The organism is Gloeobacter kilaueensis JS1 (assembly GCF_000484535.1).
Taxonomy (GTDB): domain Bacteria; phylum Cyanobacteriota; class Cyanobacteriia; order Gloeobacterales; family Gloeobacteraceae; genus Gloeobacter; species Gloeobacter kilaueensis.
This window is the reverse complement of record NC_022600.1, coordinates 4,385,125-4,404,630: the sequence shown is the minus strand read 5'-3', so window position 1 is coordinate 4,404,630 and position 19,506 is coordinate 4,385,125. Positions and strand designations below refer to the sequence as shown.

Here is a 19,506-nt window from a genome sequence, read left to right as displayed (position 1 = left end):
CTCTAGCTCCGATTTTTGGGCGGTTGGGTGAGCGCCTGCTTGAAGCCAAGCACGACCAGGATATTGGAGAGCGTGAGCAGCGATTCGGCAGGACCGTGCAGCCAATCGACGTTGGAGAGCGACTGCTTGAGGACGAACTGGCAGTAGGCTCCGACAGGAATCGTCACCGCCACGAAGACGAGGGTGCCATAAAAACCGTAAAGGGCCAGCTTTGGAAAGCGGCCCGAACGGGTGGCATACCAGAGAAAGAGCAGGTACGGAAACAGGGAAGCAGCAAATAGGCCCTGTTCCATGATCGCGGCGCTAGCGGCGCAGGCCCAGCCGCTCGACCAGGGCGCGGTAGCGCTCGGCCTCGTTGGCTGCCAGGTAGGCGAGCAGCTGCTTGCGGCGGCCAATCAGCTTGAGCAGGCCGCGCCGCGAGGAAAAATCTTTGGGATGGCTGCGCAGGTGCTCGGTCAACTGGTTGATCCGGTCGCTGAGCATCGCAACCTGGATCTCGGGGGAGCCGGTGTCGGTCTCGTGGACCTGATAGGTGCCAATCAGTTCCTGTTTGCGCTCTTGCGTCAGGGGCATAGTCGTTCCAAAATTTTCAAGCTTTCCTAGCATACCACAGCGGCCCCAGCCCGGCTGATTACCCGGCGTACTGCTCGCGGGCAGCGGGGTTGGTCTTCTTCTCCCAGCGGTCGAGATACAGATAGATGACCGGCGTGATGTAGAGCGTGATTGCCTGGGAGAAGAGCAAGCCGCCCACCACGGCGAGGCCCAGGGGCTGGCGCGTCTCCGCCCCGGCTCCAAGCCCCAGGGCGATGGGCAGCGTGCCCATCAAGGCGGCCACCGTCGTCATCATGATCGGCCTGAAGCGCACCAGGCAGGCGGCGTAGATCGCATCTTCGGCGGGCTTGCCGTCGTTGCGCTCCGCCTCCAGGGCAAAGTCGATCATCATGATCGCGTTTTTCTTGACGATCCCCACCAGCAAGATCAGGCCCAAAAAGGCGTAGATATTCAGGTCCACCTTGAAGATGAGCAACGTGAGCAGCGCACCAAAGCCCGCCGAGGGCAGTCCTGAGAGGATGGTGAGCGGGTGGATGAAGCTCTCGTAGAGCACGCCGAGCACAATGTAGATCACGAGAATCGCCACGATGAGCAGCAGGCCGAGGTTGGTGATCGACGACTGGAACGCCTGGGCGGAACCTTGAAAGCTGCCGGTGATCGTCTCGGGCAGAACCGATCTTGCAATCCGGTCGATCTTGCTCGTCGCCTCGCCCAGGGAGACGCCGGGCTTGAGGTTAAACGAGATCGTGGCGGAGGCGAACTGGCCGACGTGGTTGACCTGGAGCGGCCCGGCCCCCAGCTTAAAACTTGCGATCGTCGAAAGGGGCACCAGCTTGCCGTTGCCGGCGCGCACGTACAGCCGGGAGAGGGCAGAAGGGCTGCGCTGGTAGCGCGGCAGGACACTCGTAATCACCCGGTACTGGTTGGTCGAGGTGTAGATGAGCGAGACCTGCGGGTTGCCGTAGGCGGCGCCCAGGGCGTTCTGGATCTGCTGGGCGGTGATCCCCAGGGCGGCAGCCTTGTCGCGGTCGATGGCGACGTTGACCTGGGGGTTCTTCAGCTGCAGGTCCGAGTTGACATCCTGCAGTTCGCTCAGAGCGCGCAGTTTATTTTCAAGAACCGGAGCGACCTGATAGAGCGTGTCGGTGTCGATGCCCTGGAGGGTGTACTGGTAGAGGGCGTTGGTCTGCTGGCCGCCGATGCGGATGGCGGGGGGATTTTGAAAGAAGACGCGGATGCCGGGAACCGCCCCGACCTGTTTGCGCAACTGCTGGATGATCTCGTCGGCGCTCGGGCGCTCGGAGCGAGGTTTGAGACGGATCTGGATGCGGCCCGCGTTGGTGCCGCCGTTGCCGACGCTCGAATTGTAGGAGGCGACGTAGGGATTGCGGGCGACGATCGCCGCCACGGCCTTCTGGTGGCGCACCATATCGTCGAAGGAGATGCCCTGGGCCGCCTGGGTGCTGCCTGAGATCTGGCCTGTGTCCTCGGTAGGGATGAAGCCCTTGGGTACGATCACAAACAGCCAGGCGGTGGCGGCGAGCACGGCGACAAAGACGGCCATCGTCGAGCGGCGATGGGCGAGTACCCACTGCAGACTGCGCTCGTAGGCGTGCAAAAGACCATCGAAGACGCGCTCGGAGGCCATGTAGAGGCGGTTGCGCCGCTGGGCGTCGTGGTCCGGATTTTTTAAAAAGCGGCTGCAGAGCATCGGTGTGAGCGTGAGCGAGATAAAGCCCGAGACGAGAATCGCCACCGCCATCGTCACCGCAAATTCGTTAAAAAGGCGGCCCAGAATCCCGCCCATAAACAAAATCGGAATAAAGACCGCCACCAGCGAGATCGTCATCGACAAGATCGTAAAGAAGATCTCGCGCGAGCCGTTGTAGGCAGCACTCAGGCGGTCCTCGCCCATCTCCTGGTGGCGGACGATATTTTCGAGCACGACGATCGCATCGTCTACGACGAAGCCCACCGCCAGGGTGAGGGCGACCAGCGACAGATTGTCGAGGGAAAAGCCCAACAGATACATTGCCGAGAAGGTGGCGACGATCGACAGCGGCAGCGCCAGGCTGGGGATCACCGTCGCCGTCAGGTTGCGCAAGAAGACAAAGATCACCATCACCACCAGGCCGATCGTGATTGCGAGCGTAAACTGCACATCGCCTACCGAGGCGCGGATCGACTGGGAGCGGTCGAACATGATGTCGAGGTTGACCGCCGCCGGCAGTTGCTCCTTGAAGGTGGGCAGGAGCTTTTTGATGCTGTCTACCACGTCGATCGTGTTGACGCCGGGCTGGCGCTGGATGGCAAGGATGATCGAGCGGGTGTTGTTGAACCAACCGGCGGTCTTGTCGTTCTCGACGCTGTCGATTACCCGGCCCAACTGCTCAAGGCGAATCGGCGCACCGTTGCGGTAGGCGACGACCAGTTTGCGGTAGGCGGCGGCATCGGTGAGCTGGGCGTTGGCGTTGAGGTTGTACGCCTGGTAGTTGCCGTAGAGGGTGCCGGAGGGCAGATTGACGTTGCCGGTTTTAATCGCCGACTGCACCTCGTCGATGCCGATGCCCCGCGTGGCGAGGGCGTAGGGGTCGAGCTGGACGCGCACGGCGTATTTTTGAGCACCGTAGACGTTGACCTGGGCGACGCCGCCCACCATCGAGATGCGCTGGGCAACGTCGGTTTCAGCGTACTCGTCTACCTGCGAGAGGGGGAGCGTGGGCGAGGTGAGCACCAGGTACAGAATCGGTGCATCCGCCGGGTTGACCTTGCGGTAGGAAGGCGGGGTGGGCATCCCCGGCGGCAAAATCGAGGAGGCCGCCTGAATCGCCGACTGCACGTCCTGGGCCGCTCCGTCGATCTTGCGGCTCAAATTAAACTGCAGCGTGATCTGGGTGTTACCGAGGGTGCTGGTCGAGTTCATCGAGTCGAGGCCCGGAATCGTCGCAAACTGGCGCTCCAGCGGCGTCGCGATCGTCGAGGCCATCGTGTCGGGACTGGCACCGGGCTGGCTTGCCGAGACCTGGATGGTTGGAAAATCGACGCTCGGCAGGTCGCTCACCGGCAGCAGACGGTAGGCGATGCAGCCAAAGATAAAGATCCCGATCATCACCAGGGTGGTCGTGATCGGGCGACGGATAAACAGGGCAGAAGGATTCATCGGGAAGCGGCCTCCGGCGACGACGGCTTGATCTGCACCTTTGCCCCCGGTACCAGTTGCAGTTGGCCGTCGGTGACGACCGTCTGGCCGGGCTGGACGCCTCGATTTATCACCGCCAGGCCCCTGTAGGTGAGAGTACTCTCGATGGGCTGCATCTGGACGGTGCGGTCGGGGCGGACGACGAAGACGAAGCGGCCCTGCTGACTGGTCTGGATCGCCTGGGAGGGCACGACCACTGCCCTGTTCAAGGTCGTGACCGTGAGGCTCGCATCGACGAACTGACCGGGGACGAGGTAGCCGTCGCTGTTGGCAAACGTCGCCTTGAGCTTGATCGTGCCGGTGGTCGTATCGACGGCGTTGTCGATAAAGCTCAAGTTGCCGGTGACGATGCGGCTATCACCCTGGGCACTGGCGCTCACCTTCAGTTCGTGGCGGGCCATCGCGCTGCGAATCGCTGCGAGCTGGTCTTCCGGCACGGTGAAGGTGACGTAGATCGGGCTAATCCGGTTGATCGTCACCAGGGCGGTCGTGTCGTTGGCCTTGATCAGATCGCCGGCATAAAAGTTGAGGCTGCCGGTGCGGCCCTCGATAGGCGAGCGGATTGTGCTGTAACTGAGTTGGACGCGGGCGTTGGCGAGGGCCGCCCGGTCGGAATTGACGATCGCCTGGGCGTTGCGGATATTGGCCTGATCGGCGCGCACCGTCGCTTCGAGGGCGTCGGCGTTGGTGCGGTACTGGTCGAACTGGTCCTGGGAGATCGCCCCCTGGGATCGCAGTAGCTCGTAGCGCTGCACCTGGAGGCGGGCGGTGCGCAGCTGGGCCTGGTCTTTAAGGAGAACCGCCCTCGCCTGCTCGACGGCGGCCAGATCTTTGTTGACGGCGGCCTCCGCCTGAGCCACCGCCGCCTGGGCGGGTCTTGGGTCGATGCTGAAGAGCAGATCGCCTTTATGGACGAGTTGGCCCTGCTGAAAATGGACCCGCAGCAGTTGCCCATCGACTTGAGAGCGCACCGATACCGTCGAGGTTGCCTCGACGTTGCCCACCGCATCGACTTCGACCGGAACGGCCTGTTGCTGTGCCACCGCCGTTATCACCGGGACCGCCGGTTTGCCCTTTGGCCTTGAATCCGCATCGCGGGCGGGATCGGTGAGGGTCCGCAGCGCGAACACGCCGATTGCGATCACCACCAGCCCGAGGACGATGGGCCGCCAGTCCCGACGGGCAGCACCCGACACTTTTTGCTCCCCTCGGCGCGTTTTTTGCTTGTCCAGCATCTCGGTCATCGCGTTATTCCCGCCCTCGTGTGGAGTACCGACTGCAGCAGCAGCAGACCCTCGTTGATCCGGCGCAATCTCGACGGAGACAGACCCGCCAGCGCCTCCGCCACCCGTTCCTGGGCAATCGTACTCGCCTGCTCCAGTTGCCTGTGACCGGCCTCGGTCAGATTCAAGACCACCCGGCGGCGCTCCTGGGGATCGTCGGTGCGCGTGATCAGTTCCCGCTGCACCAGCCGCTCGATCGTCGTCGAGGCCGTCGCCCGCGTCACCCCCAGGTACTCGGCCATGCCGGAGGCGGACGCTCCGGGCTGATCGCGCAGGTAGACCAGCGCCCGCAACTGCGGCAGCGACAGGTTCAGGCGCGGGTGGCGGCGCAACTCGGCGCGGATAAGGCGCAAGAATAGCGGCAGCGTCTCGACGATGCTGCCGGCGCACTGTTCGACACTCGTCTCAGAAATCAGCATCGTCCTGCAGTCCGAGATCAAAGGAGGGCGAACTCCCCTTTGATTGTAAGGTTATCTAACTATTTGTTTGCCGGACGAACCGTCCAGGATGGATGTTCCTCGTTCCTCCGGCGCTCAGCAGGGCGACAATGGGCAGAAGTATTGGGAGAGACCTGCTTGGGCGATTTCAACGATACAGTGCGTCGGCTGCGCCGGGAGGCTGCTTCCCTGCTTATCTATCAGGAGGTGCTGACAGCGCCGCCGGTGCGGGCCTTGCTCGGGTTGCTCGATGGACTGGGCTCGGCCTCACCCGGAAACCAGAGCCAGATTCTCCGCTGTCTGGAAGCTTACGGCCTGTGGTTCAAAACCCTGGCTGAGCGCGCCCAGAGCTGGCCGGACGCTCTGGTGGAGGCCGTTTTGCAGGCGGACAATCCTTTTTCAGCTCAGCTCCAGCACTGCGAGGTGCAGGTCTTGCCCCCAGCGCTCGTCGAGGCTGCCCGCCACGACCTGCAGATCCTACAGCGGCTGCACGATCTAGAAAGCGAGCAAATCGCTTTGTGGATGGAGCAGGTTACAGGCCAGGCAGTACCGTTGCCCCACTGGCCGAAGGTGGTCCCTTTTTTTGATCGGGGCGGCACCTGGGCAGAGGCGCTGCCCCGGCTCGCTCTGCACTACCGCGAGGCGGGAATCGGTCTTTTTGCTCGCTACCGGGCGCTGCGCTGGCAGGCAGGGGAACTCGTCGGCATCGCCCACCCGGAGCAGATCCGATCGCAGGAGCTGGTGGGCTACGAACAGCAGCGCGACACCCTGCGCCGCAATACCGAATTTTTGCTTGCCGGCTATCCGGCGCTGCACGTTCTGCTCTATGGCAGTCGTGGCTCCGGCAAGTCGTCGCTGGTCAAGTCGATGCTGAGCGAGTACGCCGAACGCGGCCTGCGCCTCATCGAGGTCGCCAAGTCCGAACTGCAGGCGCTGCCCCTGCTCATCGACCACCTGCGCCCCCTCGCCCTCAAGTTCGTCCTCTTCGTCGATGATCTGTCCTTCGAGGAGGGCGAAGAAGCCTACAAGGCGCTCAAGGTCGTCCTCGAAGGCAATCTGACCGCCCGTCCCCAAAATGTCGTCGTCTACGCCACCTCCAACCGTCGCCACCTGATTCGCGAATTTTTTGGCGACCGTCCCCGGCCCAGCGATGAGGAAGTACACGCCTGGGACACGGTGCAGGAGAAGCTGTCCTTTAGCGACCGCTTCGGACTGACGCTGACGTTTGAACCCGCCGATCAGAAGACCTACCTGCGCATCGTCCGTTACCTGGCAGAACAGGCAGGCATTGCTCTGGCAGCCGAAGATCTCGAGCGCCGTGCGCTGCAGTGGGTGATGCACCACAACAGCCGCTCCGGGCGCACCGCCCGCCAGTTCATCGACTTTTTGCGCTCGGAGCTGGCGCTGGCGGGTGCGCCCTACTCGTAGCGCAGGGCGATGGCCGGATCGATCCGGGTTGCCCGGCGAGCGGGCAGATAGCAGGCGACGAGGGCCACCAGCACGAGCAACATCGCCACGGCCCCGAAAGTGATCGGATCGCTCGCCCCGATGCCAAAAAGCAGGCTCGACAACAGTTGCAACCCGACAAGGCCGCCCGCCAGCCCGATCGCCACTCCTACCAGCACCAGCAGCATTCCCTGGCCGACCACCAGCTTGAGCACGTCGGCGGGCAGGGCACCGAGGGCCATGCGCACGCCGATCTCGTGGGTGCGCTGGCTCACCGAATAGCTCATCACCCCGTAGATACCGATAGCAGCGTTCACAAGGGCGATCCCGGCAAAGATCGCAAGCAGCACCATCGTCAGGCGCGGAGCCTGTACCGAGTCGTCGATCACTTTCTGCAAGGAGCGCACCTTTGTCACCGGCAAATCCGAATCGATGCTCTGGACGGCGCGCTGCAGGCTGGCAGCAAGGGCGGTAGGCGCAATGTCGCTTTTAAGAACGATCCCAATCTCAGCCCAGGGATCCTGGGCAAAAGGCCGGTACACCTGGAGGTTGGGCGGCTCCTTGAGATCGTTTTGGTGAATGCATCTGACCACTCCCACGATCGTGAGCCAGTCGGAGATGCCCGGTAGCCGCAGGCGCTTACCGACCGCGTTGCCGTCCGGGAAGAAGCGGCGGACGACAAGGTCGTTGACAATGACGGCTCCCGGTTGGCCCGGCTGGTCCTGCTCGTCAAAAGTCCGCCCGGCCAGCAGCGGAATGCCCATCAACTCAAAGTAGCCGGGGCTGGTGCTTAGATAGTCGGCGTAAGGCAGCTCCTTGCCCACATATCCCGGCACTTCAACCTGCGCGCCCGATTGAAAGTGCGTGAGCGGGATGTCGTTGACGATCGCTGCTGAGCGCACCCCTGGTAGAGTATGCAACTGTTCGATCAGACGCTGTGCAAAGCGCCGCTGCGCATCCGCATCTGGATAGCTCTGCGCAGGAAGACTGAGGTAGGCACTCAACGTCCTGGTGGTGCTGAAGCCCGGCTCAACGCTGCGCAGTTTGATAAAACTCTGCAGCATCAGGGCCGCTCCACAGAGCAAAACCAGAGCCAGCCCGACTTCCGCGACAATCAGACTATTGCGCAAGCGCCCCTGCCTGCGTCCGCCGATCGCCCCCCGGCTGTCCTCCTTGAGCACCTCTGCCGGACTGGTCCGGGCAGCAGCCATCGCCGGCCCTACGCCAAAGCCAACACCAGCTGCCACAGCCACGCCGATCGCGAAGAGCAACACCGGTAAATCGATCGCAACCTGGCTGGCTCTTGGAACATCTGCCGGGATCAAGGCGGTGATCGGAGCGATGCTGAGCGAGGCTACGATCAAGCCGATGAGTGCTCCCAGGCTGGACAGCAGCAGGCTCTCGGTCAGAAGCTGGCGGACAATCCGTCCCCGGCTTGCTCCGAGGGCGGTGCGCAGTGCCACCTCGCGTCGCCGGGCTGCCGAGCGGGCGATCTGAAGGTTGGCGACGTTCGCCGCTGTAATCAGCAGCACAAAAAGCACTGCCGCCATCAACACCAGTAGCGTCGTCCGAATGTTGCCGAGGACGAACTCGCTCAGCGAAACCGCTCGCGCCTGGGTGGTGGCGTTGGTATCGGGATACTGACGGGCGAGCCTGGCTGCGATCGCTGCCAGTTCGGAGCGGGCCTGATCGAGGGTATGACCGGTCCTGAGGCGGGCGATCATCAGCATTGAAAAGTGATTGCCCCGGCCCCACGGATCGTTGATCCCCAGCTTTGGATTGCGGCCTTTGGTCAGCCAGGAGCCAAAGGAGGTAAGAAACTGTTCGTCGTATTTAAAAGATATGCCCTGCGGCAGGACGCCGACGATAGTAAAAAGTTGACCATTTAAGCGCAAGGAGCGGCCCAGTACACCGGGGTCGCCCCGGTAGCGGCTCTGCCAGAAGCTGTACGACAGCAGCACGCTGCGGTAGCCGGGCAAATCTTCCTGGGGCAGAAAATCACGACCGAGAACGGGCGCGATACCGAGTGTAGAGAGGTATCCGGAGCTGACAAACGCACCGCGCAGCCGTTCTGGCTGTCCGCCCCCTGAGAGGACAAAGCTTTCACCTAAAAAAGCAGCTGACTGGGTGAAGCTGGTTCTGGCCTCCCGATAATCGAGGTAGTCGGGATAGCTCACTCCTTCGTCTATCTGCCCATCCTTTGCAGAGACGACGATCAATTGCTCGGGATGTTTGTAGGGAAAGGGCTTGAGTAAGACAGCGTTGACGACGCTGAAGACAGCCGTGTTCGCACCGATCCCAAGGGCGAGGGCAACCAGTGCGACGACGGTAAAGACAGGCTTGCTCAAAAGCGACCGCAGGCCATAGCTGAGATCTTGAATCAATACTTGCATAGCCCCCTCTGGTAAACACTGCGATGTCGTTGGCGATCAGACAAAAACAACTCCGGCACGCTTCCAGACGAAGGTTCGAGGCAAATGCCGGACCGACATGCAAAATTACCTTACGTGGAGTCAAGCTCTTTGTCAATGGCAGATCCGGTTTACAGCCTGTCCTGCAACTGGCGTAACTGGTACTCCAGGCGGTCGAGGCGGTTTTTAAGCGCTTCGATTTCGGACTGGTTGGGCACGTCGTATTCTTTGAGCACCGTCTTGATCTGGCGGCGGAACTGTTCTTCGAGGTTGCCCTGCTCCTCGCGCAGGCGAATGAGCAGATCGTCGAGAAATTCTTTGGCATCTTCCTGGCGCAGGCGGCCCTCGCCCACCCACTCATCGACGGCCTGCTGAATCCGTTCGGTGAGGACAGCGGTTGCACCCACGCCCATCAAGAGGAGTTGTCTGAGAACGTTGTTTTCCATGTCACCCACCGGATAGAAACTCAGGTGGAGGAGCCGGACGTAAGCCGGGTTCTGTTCGAAGGGCGGTCATCTGTCTGGGACGCCAGTTGCCTGACGCCTCAAGCGGCTTTTGGGGGACGGTCAACGAGCAACCCATCTGTCCCCCGCCTTGCTCAGGACGGGGTTTACCGAGCCGACACCTCTCGATGTCGCTGGTGCGCTCTTACCGCACCTTTGCACCCTTGCCTGTGGAGTGTTGCCACTCCCATCGGCGGTATGTTTCTGTGGCACTATCCTCACGCTCGCGCGCACTGGGCGTTACCCAGCAATCCGCTCGTTGGGGAGCCCGGACTTTCCTCAGGCCGGTTGCCCGGCCCGCGACCACCGCGCCAACTCCTCCGCCTCTATCTTACCGATTGGACAGCACCGCTTTGCTGGGGTATCGTGCGTGATCGATCCGTACGAGCGGCGATCATGCGCGTCATCCGTCCTTTGCACGCGGCGATCCTGGTAGGTGACCTCGAACGGTCCGCCCACTTTTACGGTGAGGTGCTGGGGCTCACCCCGGCTCGCGATCGAGCCCTGGGCTTTGCGGGTCTGTGGTACGAGCTGGGGGATTTTCAGATTCATCTCATCGTCTCTGCTCAGATTTGCCCGGATCCAGTCGATGCCCAGAGGCTGGGGCGCAACCGTCACCTGGCGCTGGCCGTGGACGATCTTTTGGCTGCCAGGGATCGCTTAGAAAAAGCGGGCTTCCCCGTTCAAGCGAGCGCCTCGGGCCGGGCCGCCTTCTTCGTCCAAGATCCAGACGGTAACATTCTCGAACTGGGCGAAGTGCCGTATGGTAAGTAGATGCCCAGTCTCGCCACAATGCTGCGCGCACTCCCACTCGAAAAACTGGCTCCCTCAGCCCACCGCTACCTGGAATTGCTTTTTGTGCTTACCCAGCGCAACCTCAAGGTGCGCTATCGAGGCTCGATTCTGGGGGTGTACTGGTCGCTTCTCAATCCCCTGCTGATGACTGCCGCCTATACGGCCATCTTTGGCACCACTTTTGCCGCCTACTACGACCATTCGCTGCTCAACTACCTGCTCGCCGCCTTCACCGGGCTCGTGGTAATCAACTTCTTTAACGTCACCACTACCCAGGCGCTGCCGAGTGTCGTCAACAGCGGTGCCCTGCTCAACAAGATCCGCCTGCCCTTCAGCATCCTGCCCCTGTCGCTGGTCTTATCCAACATCTTTCAGTTCGTCGTCGGTCCCCTGCCGCTGCTGGCTGTGATGACGCTGGTGGTCTCCCACAATCCGTTCTATGCGCTGCTTTTGGTGATCCCCTCCGTAGCTCTGGTGCTCGCCGCCACAGGTATCAGCTTCCTGGTGAGCGCCCTGTACGTATTTTTTCGAGATCTGCCCTACCTCTACGAACTGGTGGCCTTTGCCCTGTTTCTCAGTAGTCCCGTGTTCTATCCGGCGGCGATCGTGCCCAAGCAGGTCAAGACATTCATCGATCTCAATCCCCTGACGCCGATCATCGAGGGCCTGCGCCAGCTCATCCTCGGTCGGGCCGATCTCAGTTGGGGCGTACTGGGAATCGCGCTGCTCTCAGGTACGGTCGTCTGCACCATCGGCGCTCTGTTTTTTAATGCCCGCTCCGACCAGTACATGGACTTGTTGTAGGCTCCGAATCGGGTTAGGCTGCCTAAAAGTTCATCTCAAACATTGGCTTGGAAGTTATACGGCTCAATAACGTCTCCCTCTGGCGGCGCACCCAGGAAGAGTTCTCCTACGATCTCAAGACCACCATCCTCTCGTTTCTGGATGGCCGCTACCGCAAGCCTGGCCGCAAGCAGGTGCTCGACCGCATCGATCTGGTGGTCAGTGCCGGTGAGAAGCTGGGGATCATCGGCTCGAACGGCTCCGGCAAATCTACCTTGCTCAAGGTGATCTGCGGCATCTTAAAGCCCAACACGGGCGAAGTCCGGGTCCAGGGCGACATCGCCCCCCTCATCGAACTCGGGGCCGGGTTCGACTCGGAGCTGTCGCTGGTGGACAACATCGTGCTCTACGGCGTGTTTTTGGGCTTCTCCCGCCAGCAGATGCGCGAGCGCAGCCAGGAGATCTTGCGCTTTGCGGATCTGGAGTCCTACGCCGACGTACCGGTGAAGACGCTTTCCTCGGGCATGACCGCCCGGTTGGGCTTTGCTATCGCCACCGACGTACCGCCGGACATCTTGATCCTCGACGAGGTGCTTTCGGTGGGAGACGAGCGCTTCAAAGAAAAGTGCCGCAACCGGTTGGGGCAGTTCTGGCAGTCGCACACCACGGTCTTAGTGGTCTCCCACGATCTGCCCTTCATCGAACAGTCCTGCGAGCGGGCGGTCTGGCTGAGCGGCGGTCGAATCGTCTGCAGTGGTCCGGCTACTGAGGTGGTGGGGCTCTATCTCGACTCCACCCGCTCTGGGGCCGCTAACATTGGTTGAATGCAACTATCCGCTCAACAGACACACCGAAGTCAAGGAGACGGGAGCGTGGATATCAACTGGCACGGGTTGATGGACCAGAAAGCGCAAAGAAACGCCGAACTGCGCGAAAAGCTGGCTGCACTCATCGCCACAAGCGAGCCTGTCTCGTCGGTCACCAGTATCGTGATGCAAGAATCTGATGACGACTCGCTGCTTCCGAAGACGGCCAATGCAACTCTTTTGATCACCCTCGATGAGGTTGTCGAAAACCATGGCACGGGGGTGCTTCTAAAAAGAATTTTCAAAGATGACACAAATATCCTTTCTGTGCGCTCCAGCAACAACTACGGCGGTCTTCAGCGCTTCGGCTACAGTAATTTATGTTTATCGTTGAAGGGATGTTCGCGACAGGAGATTTTTCTTCTGGCAAGCAGGCTCCTCAAAAGCCAGGATATCCAGAGGATTTTCTGCGTTCCCTATTCCACCGAGCAGTTGCTCTTTGCTATCGCCGTCAAAGAGATATTTGATGTCCCCCTGGTCATCTGGATCATGGACGATCAAAATATTACAGTCAGTGCCATTCCTGATGCCCTGATGCAAGAGTTTCTCTCCAAAGCTTCCCTGCGGCTGGCAACCCACCCAGAAATGCGTCAGGCCTACGAAGAAAAGTTTGGCTTCACCTTCTGGCTGCTGCCGGCGGTTGCACCTGAGCAGTTTATCCAGACGGCTGCCACACTGCCCGAGCGGTTTGATCGCCCAGGTATTTTAATTGGCAGCATGTGGAGCGAGAACTGGCTCTCACTTCTTTGCACTGCAGTAAAGGGGGCCGGTTGCAAGCTGGACTGGTACGGCCAGCCCCACACTTTCACAGGACTTTCTACAGAAGTGATGGCCCAATCCGGCATCACCGCCAGAGGACTGGTAGCAGAAGCGACCCTGGTTAACCTGCTTCGCCAGGCACCTTTTGTGTTGGTGCCGACCGGTCTGCTCGATGGCGTAGAGGACCGTCCGGATCTCAGTTTGAGCCTGCCGGGGCGAATACTGTTTGCGATGGCCACCGCCAACACGCCGGTCATCGTCATGGGCAGCGAACAGACCTCCGCAGCGCACTTTATCAGGTGCCTCGACATCGGTACTGTCAGCGATTATGAGGCGGCGAGTTTTCAGCAGGCTCTTGGGCAGATCATGGTTACTGAAAATCAGTGCAGGTACCGTCGCAACGCCGCCGCTGTCGCCGCTGCATTTTCCGCTGACGCTGTGGCAGATTGGATCTGGCATTCTGTTGCGGCAGGCAAGGCAAGCGATGGTCGATTTGAAAATCTATTCAGTGCCTGGAATACCACCAGAAAATAACAGGTCACGCTTTATACAGGATAAAAGGTGAATTGTTGTGTTCCTCAGACCAGCCAGGCTGAAAACAATCAAAAATGAGCTTTTCGACAAGCTGGACGAATTGCTGGCCCACATCCGCAAACTGGACTTGTTGCTGGAGAATATGGCAGCGATAACGACGGCTGGCGCTTCGACGCTCGAAAATGATTCTTCGATAATCGAAGCGCTGATTTTTCTTGCTCAGAGGGTGCAGGAAGGACAAAAGGTTGATTATGAGTATCTATTGCGCATGGCCCGACAGCTCGAACGTCTGCAGGAGGAATCGCTGGGCACCCGGACTGACTTAAAAGAAATACAACAAATATTGAGGGCGCTGCCCCAGCTGCTGCAGAGATCAACTCCGGCTCCCAACGAGCGGCTGGACGTCTCAGCCCAACCTCTCAGGCAAATCGGTGTTCCTCCCCTCGAGTACTCCGCCTACGACAGTACCGAGGTAGAACTGATGGCCTACCTGTACACTTTCTTGCCATCCCGCATTGCCCTCGATGTGGGAGCAAATGTCGGCGATATTTCGAAACGCCTGCTGGAAGTAGGGTATCAGGTCTTTGCCTTTGAACCTTATCAACCAGCTTTTGAGCAGCTTAAGCAGCGGATCGGTGACAACGAGAACTTTCACCCTTTTCAGTTGGCCCTCGGTCCCTCCGACACCACGATGCAGTTGCATATCGCCCGAGATCTGTCTGCCACTGGCGTCTACAAGGACGTCACTCTCTATAGCAGCCTGCTCAGGCACCCGATGCCTGCCGATCTGCACTTTGTCGAGGCCGTAGATGTGCCGGTCAGAAGTCTGGCAAGCCTGCACCGCTCCGCAGAGGTACCAGCAACCGTCGGCCTCCTCAAGATCGACGCCGAAGGTTTCGATATCGAGGTTATCCGTGGTATGGACACCCATCGCTACCCGGTCGTCACAACCGAGTATTGGGACGAGCAAATGGTCTTTGCCCCAACAAACGATGCCAATCGGCTGGACAGACAGGTAGCGGAGATGCGCCGTCGCGGCTACTACTGGCATATTGTTATTCACAGGGACGAGGGGCGCAATGACGTCGGATTCTACTGCAATTCTCCCCGCTCCATCGCGTCATCCTGGGGTAACATTTTCTTCTTCCAGAGCCATGACATCTTCAGCCAGGCTTTTCAATGGTGCTCGGCGAGCCTGCCCCAGACGTTGATCGCCTCGGAGCCAACTGCCAGTTAAACCGTTTTTGCACTCGCGGACTCATTGCCCCGGTCGTTGCTCATCGCAAAGCACGAATTGAAGTTTGCCTGAAGGATTTTCTCCATATTCCAAAGCATTCTAGAAGATGCTAAAGTCAGGACCAACCTGTGCAATCTCCCCTGCCCGTTGTCCTTCACGCTTGCTGCAGAGTCTAGATGGCCACTTCCAACTCACACGATACTTTCGCAGAAAATAGTAGACTTCGCTCAGCAATCGCTGACTCGATTGCTTCTGGTGAGAGGCTGTTGCAGGATCGGCTGCTCAACGACTCTAAGCTTCAGGTTGGTCCCGAAGACGCCATCGACTTACTGCTCTCCCACGCGGAAGTCAGCGAAAAGCATGGAACGGGTATCCTTACAAAAAGAATTTTCGCGGACCAGCCGCGCATCCTGTCGATCCGGTCGATGGATCTGTACGATGGGAAGCAAAATTTTGGCGCTGAAAGTTATCGGCTCTCCCAGCGTGGCCTCTCGCAACTGCAACTGGGCGCGCAACTTCTCGGTGCGCTCAAAGGCCGGGCGATTCGCCGGATTGTCTGCATTCCCTATTTCCCGGACGAGGTGCGGCTGGCGCTGATCGCCCATAGTTATTCGCAAGCCCCTTTGTGTACGTACATCATGGACGATCAGAATATCTACTCTGATGCCATACCCGACACGTTGCTCAAAGAATTATTCGCTAGATCGTCCCTCTGCCTGGCCATCTCTGCCGAGATGCAGCGCGCTTACGAAGACAAATTTGGTTGTCGATTCTGGCTGTTGCCCCCTGTCGTATCCGATCAATTGCCGGTAACAGAAAATCCTCAACTGGAAGTCGATCCGCTGGCGACGGTTGTCGTTGGCAATATCTGGGGAAGACGGTGGTTGCAATTGCTGCGGGCGACAGTGCGCGGAAGCGGGGTCAAAGTTTCCTGGCGGTGCAACTGCAAGAGTACTTCTATGAAGTGGCTGGAATTCGAGCGAGCCGATCTCAAGGCTGACGGTATTGAACTCGATGAATTTTTGCCTGAAAGTAAACTGGTCCCTCTGTTGCGCAGCTATGCCTTCGTGCTGGTACCGTCCGGCACCCTCGATAGCGACGATGATCAGGCCGCTCTGGCCAGGTTAAGTTTACCAAGTCGGATTCCGTTTATCTTGAGCACCTCGCACACACCCATTATTGTCCTGGGCAGTCGGCAGACGGTTGCCTCTCAATTTGTCGAGAGCAATGGCATTGGCGTAACCGCTGCCTACACGACGGAATCTTTTCAGGCTGCAGTTCAATTTGTCACTTCTACCGAAAATCAAGCACTCATGCGCCAGAATGCAGCCAGGCTAGCCCCCATCTTCTCTGCAGCAGGTACCGCTGAATGGATCTGGAACTCGCTTGCCCTCGGTGCCCCATGCAGCGACAGGTTTGAAAAGTTGAATGAAAATAGAAAGACAGTCTTTGCTGCGCCGGGAGGGCAGATTACCTGATGATCAATAGATTAAAAGTCGTGAAGGATCTTCTACTAGCAAAGCTGGACTATCTGCTCTCTACAATCACCCTGTTAGAAAGCAACCTTACTTCAATAAGAACAAAGCTTGACAGCTCTTTTCTCGAAGAAAGTTATTATGAGTCAAAAAACATCGAAAGTGCTGTCTTAACGTCTCTCGAAAATGAGTCTGCAATCATGAAAGCCAATATTCACTTGATTGAGATGCTCCAGGCTGAATCTTGTCTTCGCCATGCCCAAAATGCTCAGGTTGTTCGTCAATTAGATTACATGGCTCGACAACTCGAAAAGACCAACCAGAGCTTGTTGTTGCTACAGCAACAACAGGAACGGCTGACAAGAGAAAATAAAAAGATCAAACAACGCCTTCGGGAAATTCTCCAGCCCAATTCCTGGATCCTCCATGCAAATAGTAAAATCGAATGAGATGGTAAAATCCACTGGTGCAGGGCTGCAACTGTTGGCAATATATTCTGATTGAGAGGTCCAGCAGTGATCACGATTGTGCTCTCCTGGATCTACATCGGGATTCTCAGTGGTCTTTACGGTTGGTTGATCCTCTATAAAATTAATAGCAACCAGACGCGGGCCACTTCCGAGATCGAAGTGCCCCTTAGTGTTCTGCCATTGGTAGGGCTGGCGGTTATTGCGAGCCTTACCGGCTATCTGTCGCTAGGGATGCCTATCGCTGCGGCTGCTAATCTATTGGTATTGCTATTCGCCTGCGGCTTCAGCTGGGTGTACCGCCGGGCGTTCGTATTTTGGTTGAACTGCCTGCGCGAACAGTTTGCTGCAACCAGCAAGCTCTTTTTGCTGATGCCTGGTATTCTGCTCGGCGTACTGGCGCTTACTTCTCTGGGCAAACTCTGGCTAGGGCGTGGCTATTTCAATTATGATTCTGGCCTGTACCACGTCCCTTCTATCCACTGGATCGAGCAGTACGGTGTGGTTCCGGGCCTGGGCAACTTGCTTGCGCCCCTTGCGGTTGATTCGCTGTGGTTTTTGCCGTGTGCGCTCTTTAGCTTCTCCTGGCTCATTAAGTTTCCCCTGCACAATCTGTTGGGGCTGGTGGCCTTCTGCAGTTTCTGCTTCGCCCTGGGTGGTTTCGATGAGATGCGCAGGTCCGGATGTGTACGGGCCAGTAGCCTCTTCCGTCTGTTTCTGGTCGTGCCGTTGCTGGAGTTAATTGGCAATATTGCTTCTCCGACAACCGATGAACCAGCAGCGATCTTGACATTGGTGACGCTCGCCCTGGTTTGCCGTTGTCTTGAGCAGCAGGTTCACAAGACTGATACGCGCGTTCTGCAGGCAGCGATCGCTATCGTTGCTTTGTTTGCTGTCGCCATTAAGTGGAGCGTTCTGCCGCTATTGTTGCCGATTATCTACCTGGCTTACCGACAATTTCGGCTCGAAGGACGGGCGGCTATGCTGGGGTATTTTCTGCTGGGACTCGGGATGCTACTCCCAAAGTTGATCCGCAGTGTTATTCTCTCTGGCTATCTCGTTTATCCCCTGGCAGCTGTCGATCTGTTTACGCCCGATTGGAAAATGCCACGGGCGGTGGTTTTGGGTGAACAACTGGCGATTGCCGGCTGGGCAAGGATGCAATTCAAACCGCCCGCCGAGGTACTGGCCGGTGGTTACGCTTACTGGTTTCCTTCCTGGTGGGCCAATTTTAGAGCAACGCCAGTCGCTCAGTTCTTGCTCGTTGCACTCCTGCTTTTTGTACTGACAGGGCTATTGCACAGGGCGTGGCTCGTCACTTTTCTCTGGCAATATGGGCTGGTTTATATCACGATAGCTGCTGGACTGGTCTACTGGTTTTTGAACGCGCCTTTTTTGCGCTTTGGCTATGGCTTTGTTGCTGCTGGCGCGATTGGGCTGGTGCTACCCGGTGCAGTTGTCGCCTTAAAAACCGTTGTCGAAAAAAAATGGTTGCCGCCGACCTGGCTGGTGGCAGCTGTCGTCGTTGCCCTGGTATTGCTGACAGAAGTAGAGTCATTGTTACTGGGTAGCGGTGTTAAGATCACCCGTCATTATCTTGAAACCATCGAGCAACTCCACACAGGTTATCTGCCCACTGCCAAATTTATCCGCTACCAGGAAACGTATCCAGCGGTGGCGGTGCAGCGCTTTACGGTGCGCAACCTTCAGATTTACAGACCAGACCAGGGTCAGCAGTGCTGGTACGCACCACTGCCCTGTACACCCTACCTCTACTACCCAATTGAAGGCAGAGGTTCCTCTCTTAAAGCAGGCTTTCGAGCACGGTTCGATCTGCCTGGTATACCCGCCGCCTTCGACGGCATGCGCTTTGTATCCCAAAAAAATAAGTAACTGCTTGTTGGTTGCCTTGGGTATCTTATTTGTGCAAGTCGGTAAACGCAGGTCGTACAGTAAGCCAATTTCTGAGCGGAGAGGGGGAGATTCGAACTCCCGGAGGCTTGCGCCTCAACGGTTTTCGAGACCGTCACAATCAACCGCTCTGTCACCTCTCCAGAGCCTATCCAGGCTATCACGGGACTAATTGATCGTAAACGAGTTGACTATCTGGTAAAGCTTCTCGCGCCGATCGAGCCAGGCGATGGCGTTGGAGCCGGTGGCGAGGGTGTACACTTTGCCGCCGTTGACACTCACGCAATAAACGTAGTGAATCGCCTTGCCCCCAGAGGCAAGCACGACCTCGAAGGAATAGTAAGGAATGCCCTTGCTGTCCTTGCGCTCCTGGGGATTGGCAATCTCGATCTTCGCTCCCGGCGGCGCTTTCTTTTTAAGTACCTGCGTCGCGAAGCGCTCAGCCACAGCTTTGGGTGAGCCAAAGGCGGTGATGTCTTTGATGTCCTTGCGGGGAGCGGGGCTCACGACGACGGAGACTTGATAGGTGGCATCTGCCGGGTCGGAGAGGCGCACCGCTCCACCGGGATCGTTCTGGAAGGTCCAGGTGTCGGGATAGACGAGGGTGAATGCCGAGTTGGGCTCCTGGAAGCGCTGGAAACCCGGCGGAGCATTGATCCCGGAGCGGCTACAGGCAAATAGACCCAGGACAAGTAAGGCAGCGATACCGCTGGATACAAGCCGCCTGCCTCCGGTCGCAAAAATCATCTTCTCTCCGTCTGCGCTCTCACCAATCTACCAGCAAAGCAGGGGCCGGTCGGAAGCATTCACCCTCTTGAGCCGCAAACGCTAAAATAGATTGAGTGTTT

Annotated in this window: 17 protein-coding genes, 1 tRNA gene and 1 other RNA gene; 9 read left to right on the top strand and 10 right to left on the bottom strand. The window is 58.6% G+C overall.

Annotation, left to right across the window (positions count from 1 at the left end; all coding sequences use genetic code 11):
- Window positions 1-2: 2 nt before the first annotated feature.
- From GKIL_RS20465 to GKIL_RS20445, 5 genes are read right to left on the bottom strand one after another with little or no spacing between them, the layout of a single operon-like run.
- Window positions 3-293 carry a DUF3593 domain-containing protein gene (locus GKIL_RS20465; protein WP_023175785.1) on the bottom strand — a complete coding sequence of 97 codons (291 nt, stop codon included), beginning with the start codon at window positions 291-293 and terminating at the stop codon, window positions 3-5.
- A gap of 10 nt (window positions 294-303) precedes the next feature.
- Complete coding sequence (rpsO, locus tag GKIL_RS20460) at window positions 304-573, bottom strand: 30S ribosomal protein S15 (protein ID WP_023175784.1); 270 nt, start codon at window positions 571-573, stop codon at window positions 304-306.
- A 58-nt stretch (window positions 574-631) separates the two neighbouring features.
- The gene (locus tag GKIL_RS20455) at window positions 632-3,712 is read right to left on the bottom strand and encodes an efflux RND transporter permease subunit (RefSeq protein WP_023175783.1); all 3,081 of its coding nucleotides are present in this window, start codon (window positions 3,710-3,712) and stop codon (window positions 632-634) included.
- On the bottom strand, window positions 3,709-4,995 hold the full coding sequence (locus tag GKIL_RS20450; protein ID WP_023175782.1) for an efflux RND transporter periplasmic adaptor subunit: 1,287 nt from the start codon (window positions 4,993-4,995) through the stop codon (window positions 3,709-3,711). The genes GKIL_RS20455 and GKIL_RS20450 overlap by 4 nt, the downstream gene beginning before the upstream one ends.
- Window positions 4,992-5,453 (bottom strand): MarR family winged helix-turn-helix transcriptional regulator, encoded by a 462-nt coding sequence (locus GKIL_RS20445; RefSeq protein WP_023175780.1) that lies wholly within the window; start codon window positions 5,451-5,453, stop codon window positions 4,992-4,994. Before GKIL_RS20445 ends, GKIL_RS20450 begins: the two co-directional genes overlap by 4 nt.
- 156 nt (window positions 5,454-5,609) lie before the next feature.
- On the opposite strand from GKIL_RS20445, the gene GKIL_RS20440 reads away from it, so the two are divergent.
- Entirely contained in the window at window positions 5,610-6,899 is a 1,290-nt protein-coding gene (locus GKIL_RS20440) for an ATP-binding protein (protein ID WP_023175779.1), read from the top strand.
- Here GKIL_RS20440 and GKIL_RS20435 read toward each other — a convergent pair.
- From GKIL_RS20435 to rnpB, 3 genes are all read right to left on the bottom strand, one after another.
- On the bottom strand, window positions 6,890-9,310 hold the full coding sequence (locus GKIL_RS20435) for an ABC transporter permease (RefSeq protein WP_023175778.1): 2,421 nt from the start codon (window positions 9,308-9,310) through the stop codon (window positions 6,890-6,892). The two genes, GKIL_RS20440 and GKIL_RS20435, sit on opposite strands and share 10 nt — an antisense overlap.
- A gap of 149 nt (window positions 9,311-9,459) precedes the next feature.
- A complete protein-coding gene (locus GKIL_RS20430) occupies window positions 9,460-9,774 on the bottom strand; it encodes a phasin family protein (RefSeq protein WP_023175776.1) in 315 nt (104 codons plus the stop codon).
- Between the two features lie 25 nt (window positions 9,775-9,799).
- Window positions 9,800-10,150: RNase P RNA component class A (rnpB, locus tag GKIL_RS23155), an RNA gene on the bottom strand.
- A gap of 47 nt (window positions 10,151-10,197) precedes the next feature.
- On the opposite strand from rnpB, the gene GKIL_RS20425 reads away from it, so the two are divergent.
- The 8 genes from GKIL_RS20425 (at window position 10,198) to GKIL_RS20390 (ending at window position 18,640) form a co-directional block, all read left to right on the top strand.
- Window positions 10,198-10,605: a VOC family protein gene (locus GKIL_RS20425; RefSeq protein ID WP_245595876.1), complete on the top strand. Its 408-nt coding sequence runs from the start codon at window positions 10,198-10,200 to the stop codon at window positions 10,603-10,605.
- A gap of 18 nt (window positions 10,606-10,623) precedes the next feature.
- Window positions 10,624-11,430 (top strand): ABC transporter permease, encoded by an 807-nt coding sequence (locus GKIL_RS20420; protein WP_051382971.1) that lies wholly within the window; start codon window positions 10,624-10,626, stop codon window positions 11,428-11,430.
- A 47-nt stretch (window positions 11,431-11,477) separates the two neighbouring features.
- On the top strand, window positions 11,478-12,233 hold the full coding sequence (locus tag GKIL_RS20415; protein WP_023175773.1) for an ABC transporter ATP-binding protein: 756 nt from the start codon (window positions 11,478-11,480) through the stop codon (window positions 12,231-12,233).
- A 48-nt stretch (window positions 12,234-12,281) separates the two neighbouring features.
- Window positions 12,282-13,568, top strand: a complete 1,287-nt coding sequence (locus tag GKIL_RS20410) for a hypothetical protein (RefSeq protein WP_023175772.1) — start codon at window positions 12,282-12,284, stop codon at window positions 13,566-13,568.
- A 37-nt stretch (window positions 13,569-13,605) separates the two neighbouring features.
- Complete coding sequence (locus GKIL_RS20405) at window positions 13,606-14,805, top strand: FkbM family methyltransferase (RefSeq protein ID WP_023175771.1); 1,200 nt, start codon at window positions 13,606-13,608, stop codon at window positions 14,803-14,805.
- 176 nt (window positions 14,806-14,981) lie between these two features.
- Window positions 14,982-16,283 carry a hypothetical protein gene (locus tag GKIL_RS20400; RefSeq protein WP_023175770.1) on the top strand — a complete coding sequence of 434 codons (1,302 nt, stop codon included), beginning with the start codon at window positions 14,982-14,984 and terminating at the stop codon, window positions 16,281-16,283.
- Entirely contained in the window at window positions 16,283-16,729 is a 447-nt protein-coding gene (locus tag GKIL_RS20395; protein WP_023175769.1) for a hypothetical protein, read from the top strand. Before GKIL_RS20400 ends, GKIL_RS20395 begins: the two co-directional genes overlap by 1 nt.
- A 66-nt stretch (window positions 16,730-16,795) precedes the next feature.
- A complete protein-coding gene (locus tag GKIL_RS20390) occupies window positions 16,796-18,640 on the top strand; it encodes a DUF8201 family protein (RefSeq protein ID WP_023175768.1) in 1,845 nt (614 codons plus the stop codon).
- Between the two features lie 76 nt (window positions 18,641-18,716).
- Here the strand turns inward: GKIL_RS20390 and GKIL_RS20385 are convergent.
- Window positions 18,717-18,801, bottom strand: a tRNA-Ser gene (locus GKIL_RS20385).
- 25 nt (window positions 18,802-18,826) lie between these two features.
- Complete coding sequence (gene psbP / locus GKIL_RS20380; protein WP_023175767.1) at window positions 18,827-19,405, bottom strand: photosystem II reaction center PsbP; 579 nt, start codon at window positions 19,403-19,405, stop codon at window positions 18,827-18,829.
- Window positions 19,406-19,506 lie beyond the last annotated feature (101 nt).

Coding starts and splice junctions, on each gene's coding strand:
- GKIL_RS20465 (WP_023175785.1), bottom strand. CDS start 293: ATGGAACAGGGCCTATTTGCTGCTTCCCTGTTTCCGTACCTGCTCTTT.
- rpsO (WP_023175784.1), bottom strand. CDS start 573: ATGCCCCTGACGCAAGAGCGCAAACAGGAACTGATTGGCACCTATCAG.
- GKIL_RS20455 (WP_023175783.1), bottom strand. CDS start 3,712: ATGAATCCTTCTGCCCTGTTTATCCGTCGCCCGATCACGACCACCCTG.
- GKIL_RS20450 (WP_023175782.1), bottom strand. CDS start 4,995: ATGACCGAGATGCTGGACAAGCAAAAAACGCGCCGAGGGGAGCAAAAA.
- GKIL_RS20445 (WP_023175780.1), bottom strand. CDS start 5,453: ATGCTGATTTCTGAGACGAGTGTCGAACAGTGCGCCGGCAGCATCGTC.
- GKIL_RS20435 (WP_023175778.1), bottom strand. CDS start 9,310: ATGCAAGTATTGATTCAAGATCTCAGCTATGGCCTGCGGTCGCTTTTG.
- GKIL_RS20430 (WP_023175776.1), bottom strand. CDS start 9,774: ATGGAAAACAACGTTCTCAGACAACTCCTCTTGATGGGCGTGGGTGCA.
- GKIL_RS20420 (WP_051382971.1), top strand. CDS start 10,624: ATGCTGCGCGCACTCCCACTCGAAAAACTGGCTCCCTCAGCCCACCGC.
- GKIL_RS20400 (WP_023175770.1), top strand. CDS start 14,982: ATGGCCACTTCCAACTCACACGATACTTTCGCAGAAAATAGTAGACTT.
- GKIL_RS20395 (WP_023175769.1), top strand. CDS start 16,283: ATGATCAATAGATTAAAAGTCGTGAAGGATCTTCTACTAGCAAAGCTG.
- psbP (WP_023175767.1), bottom strand. CDS start 19,405: ATGATTTTTGCGACCGGAGGCAGGCGGCTTGTATCCAGCGGTATCGCT.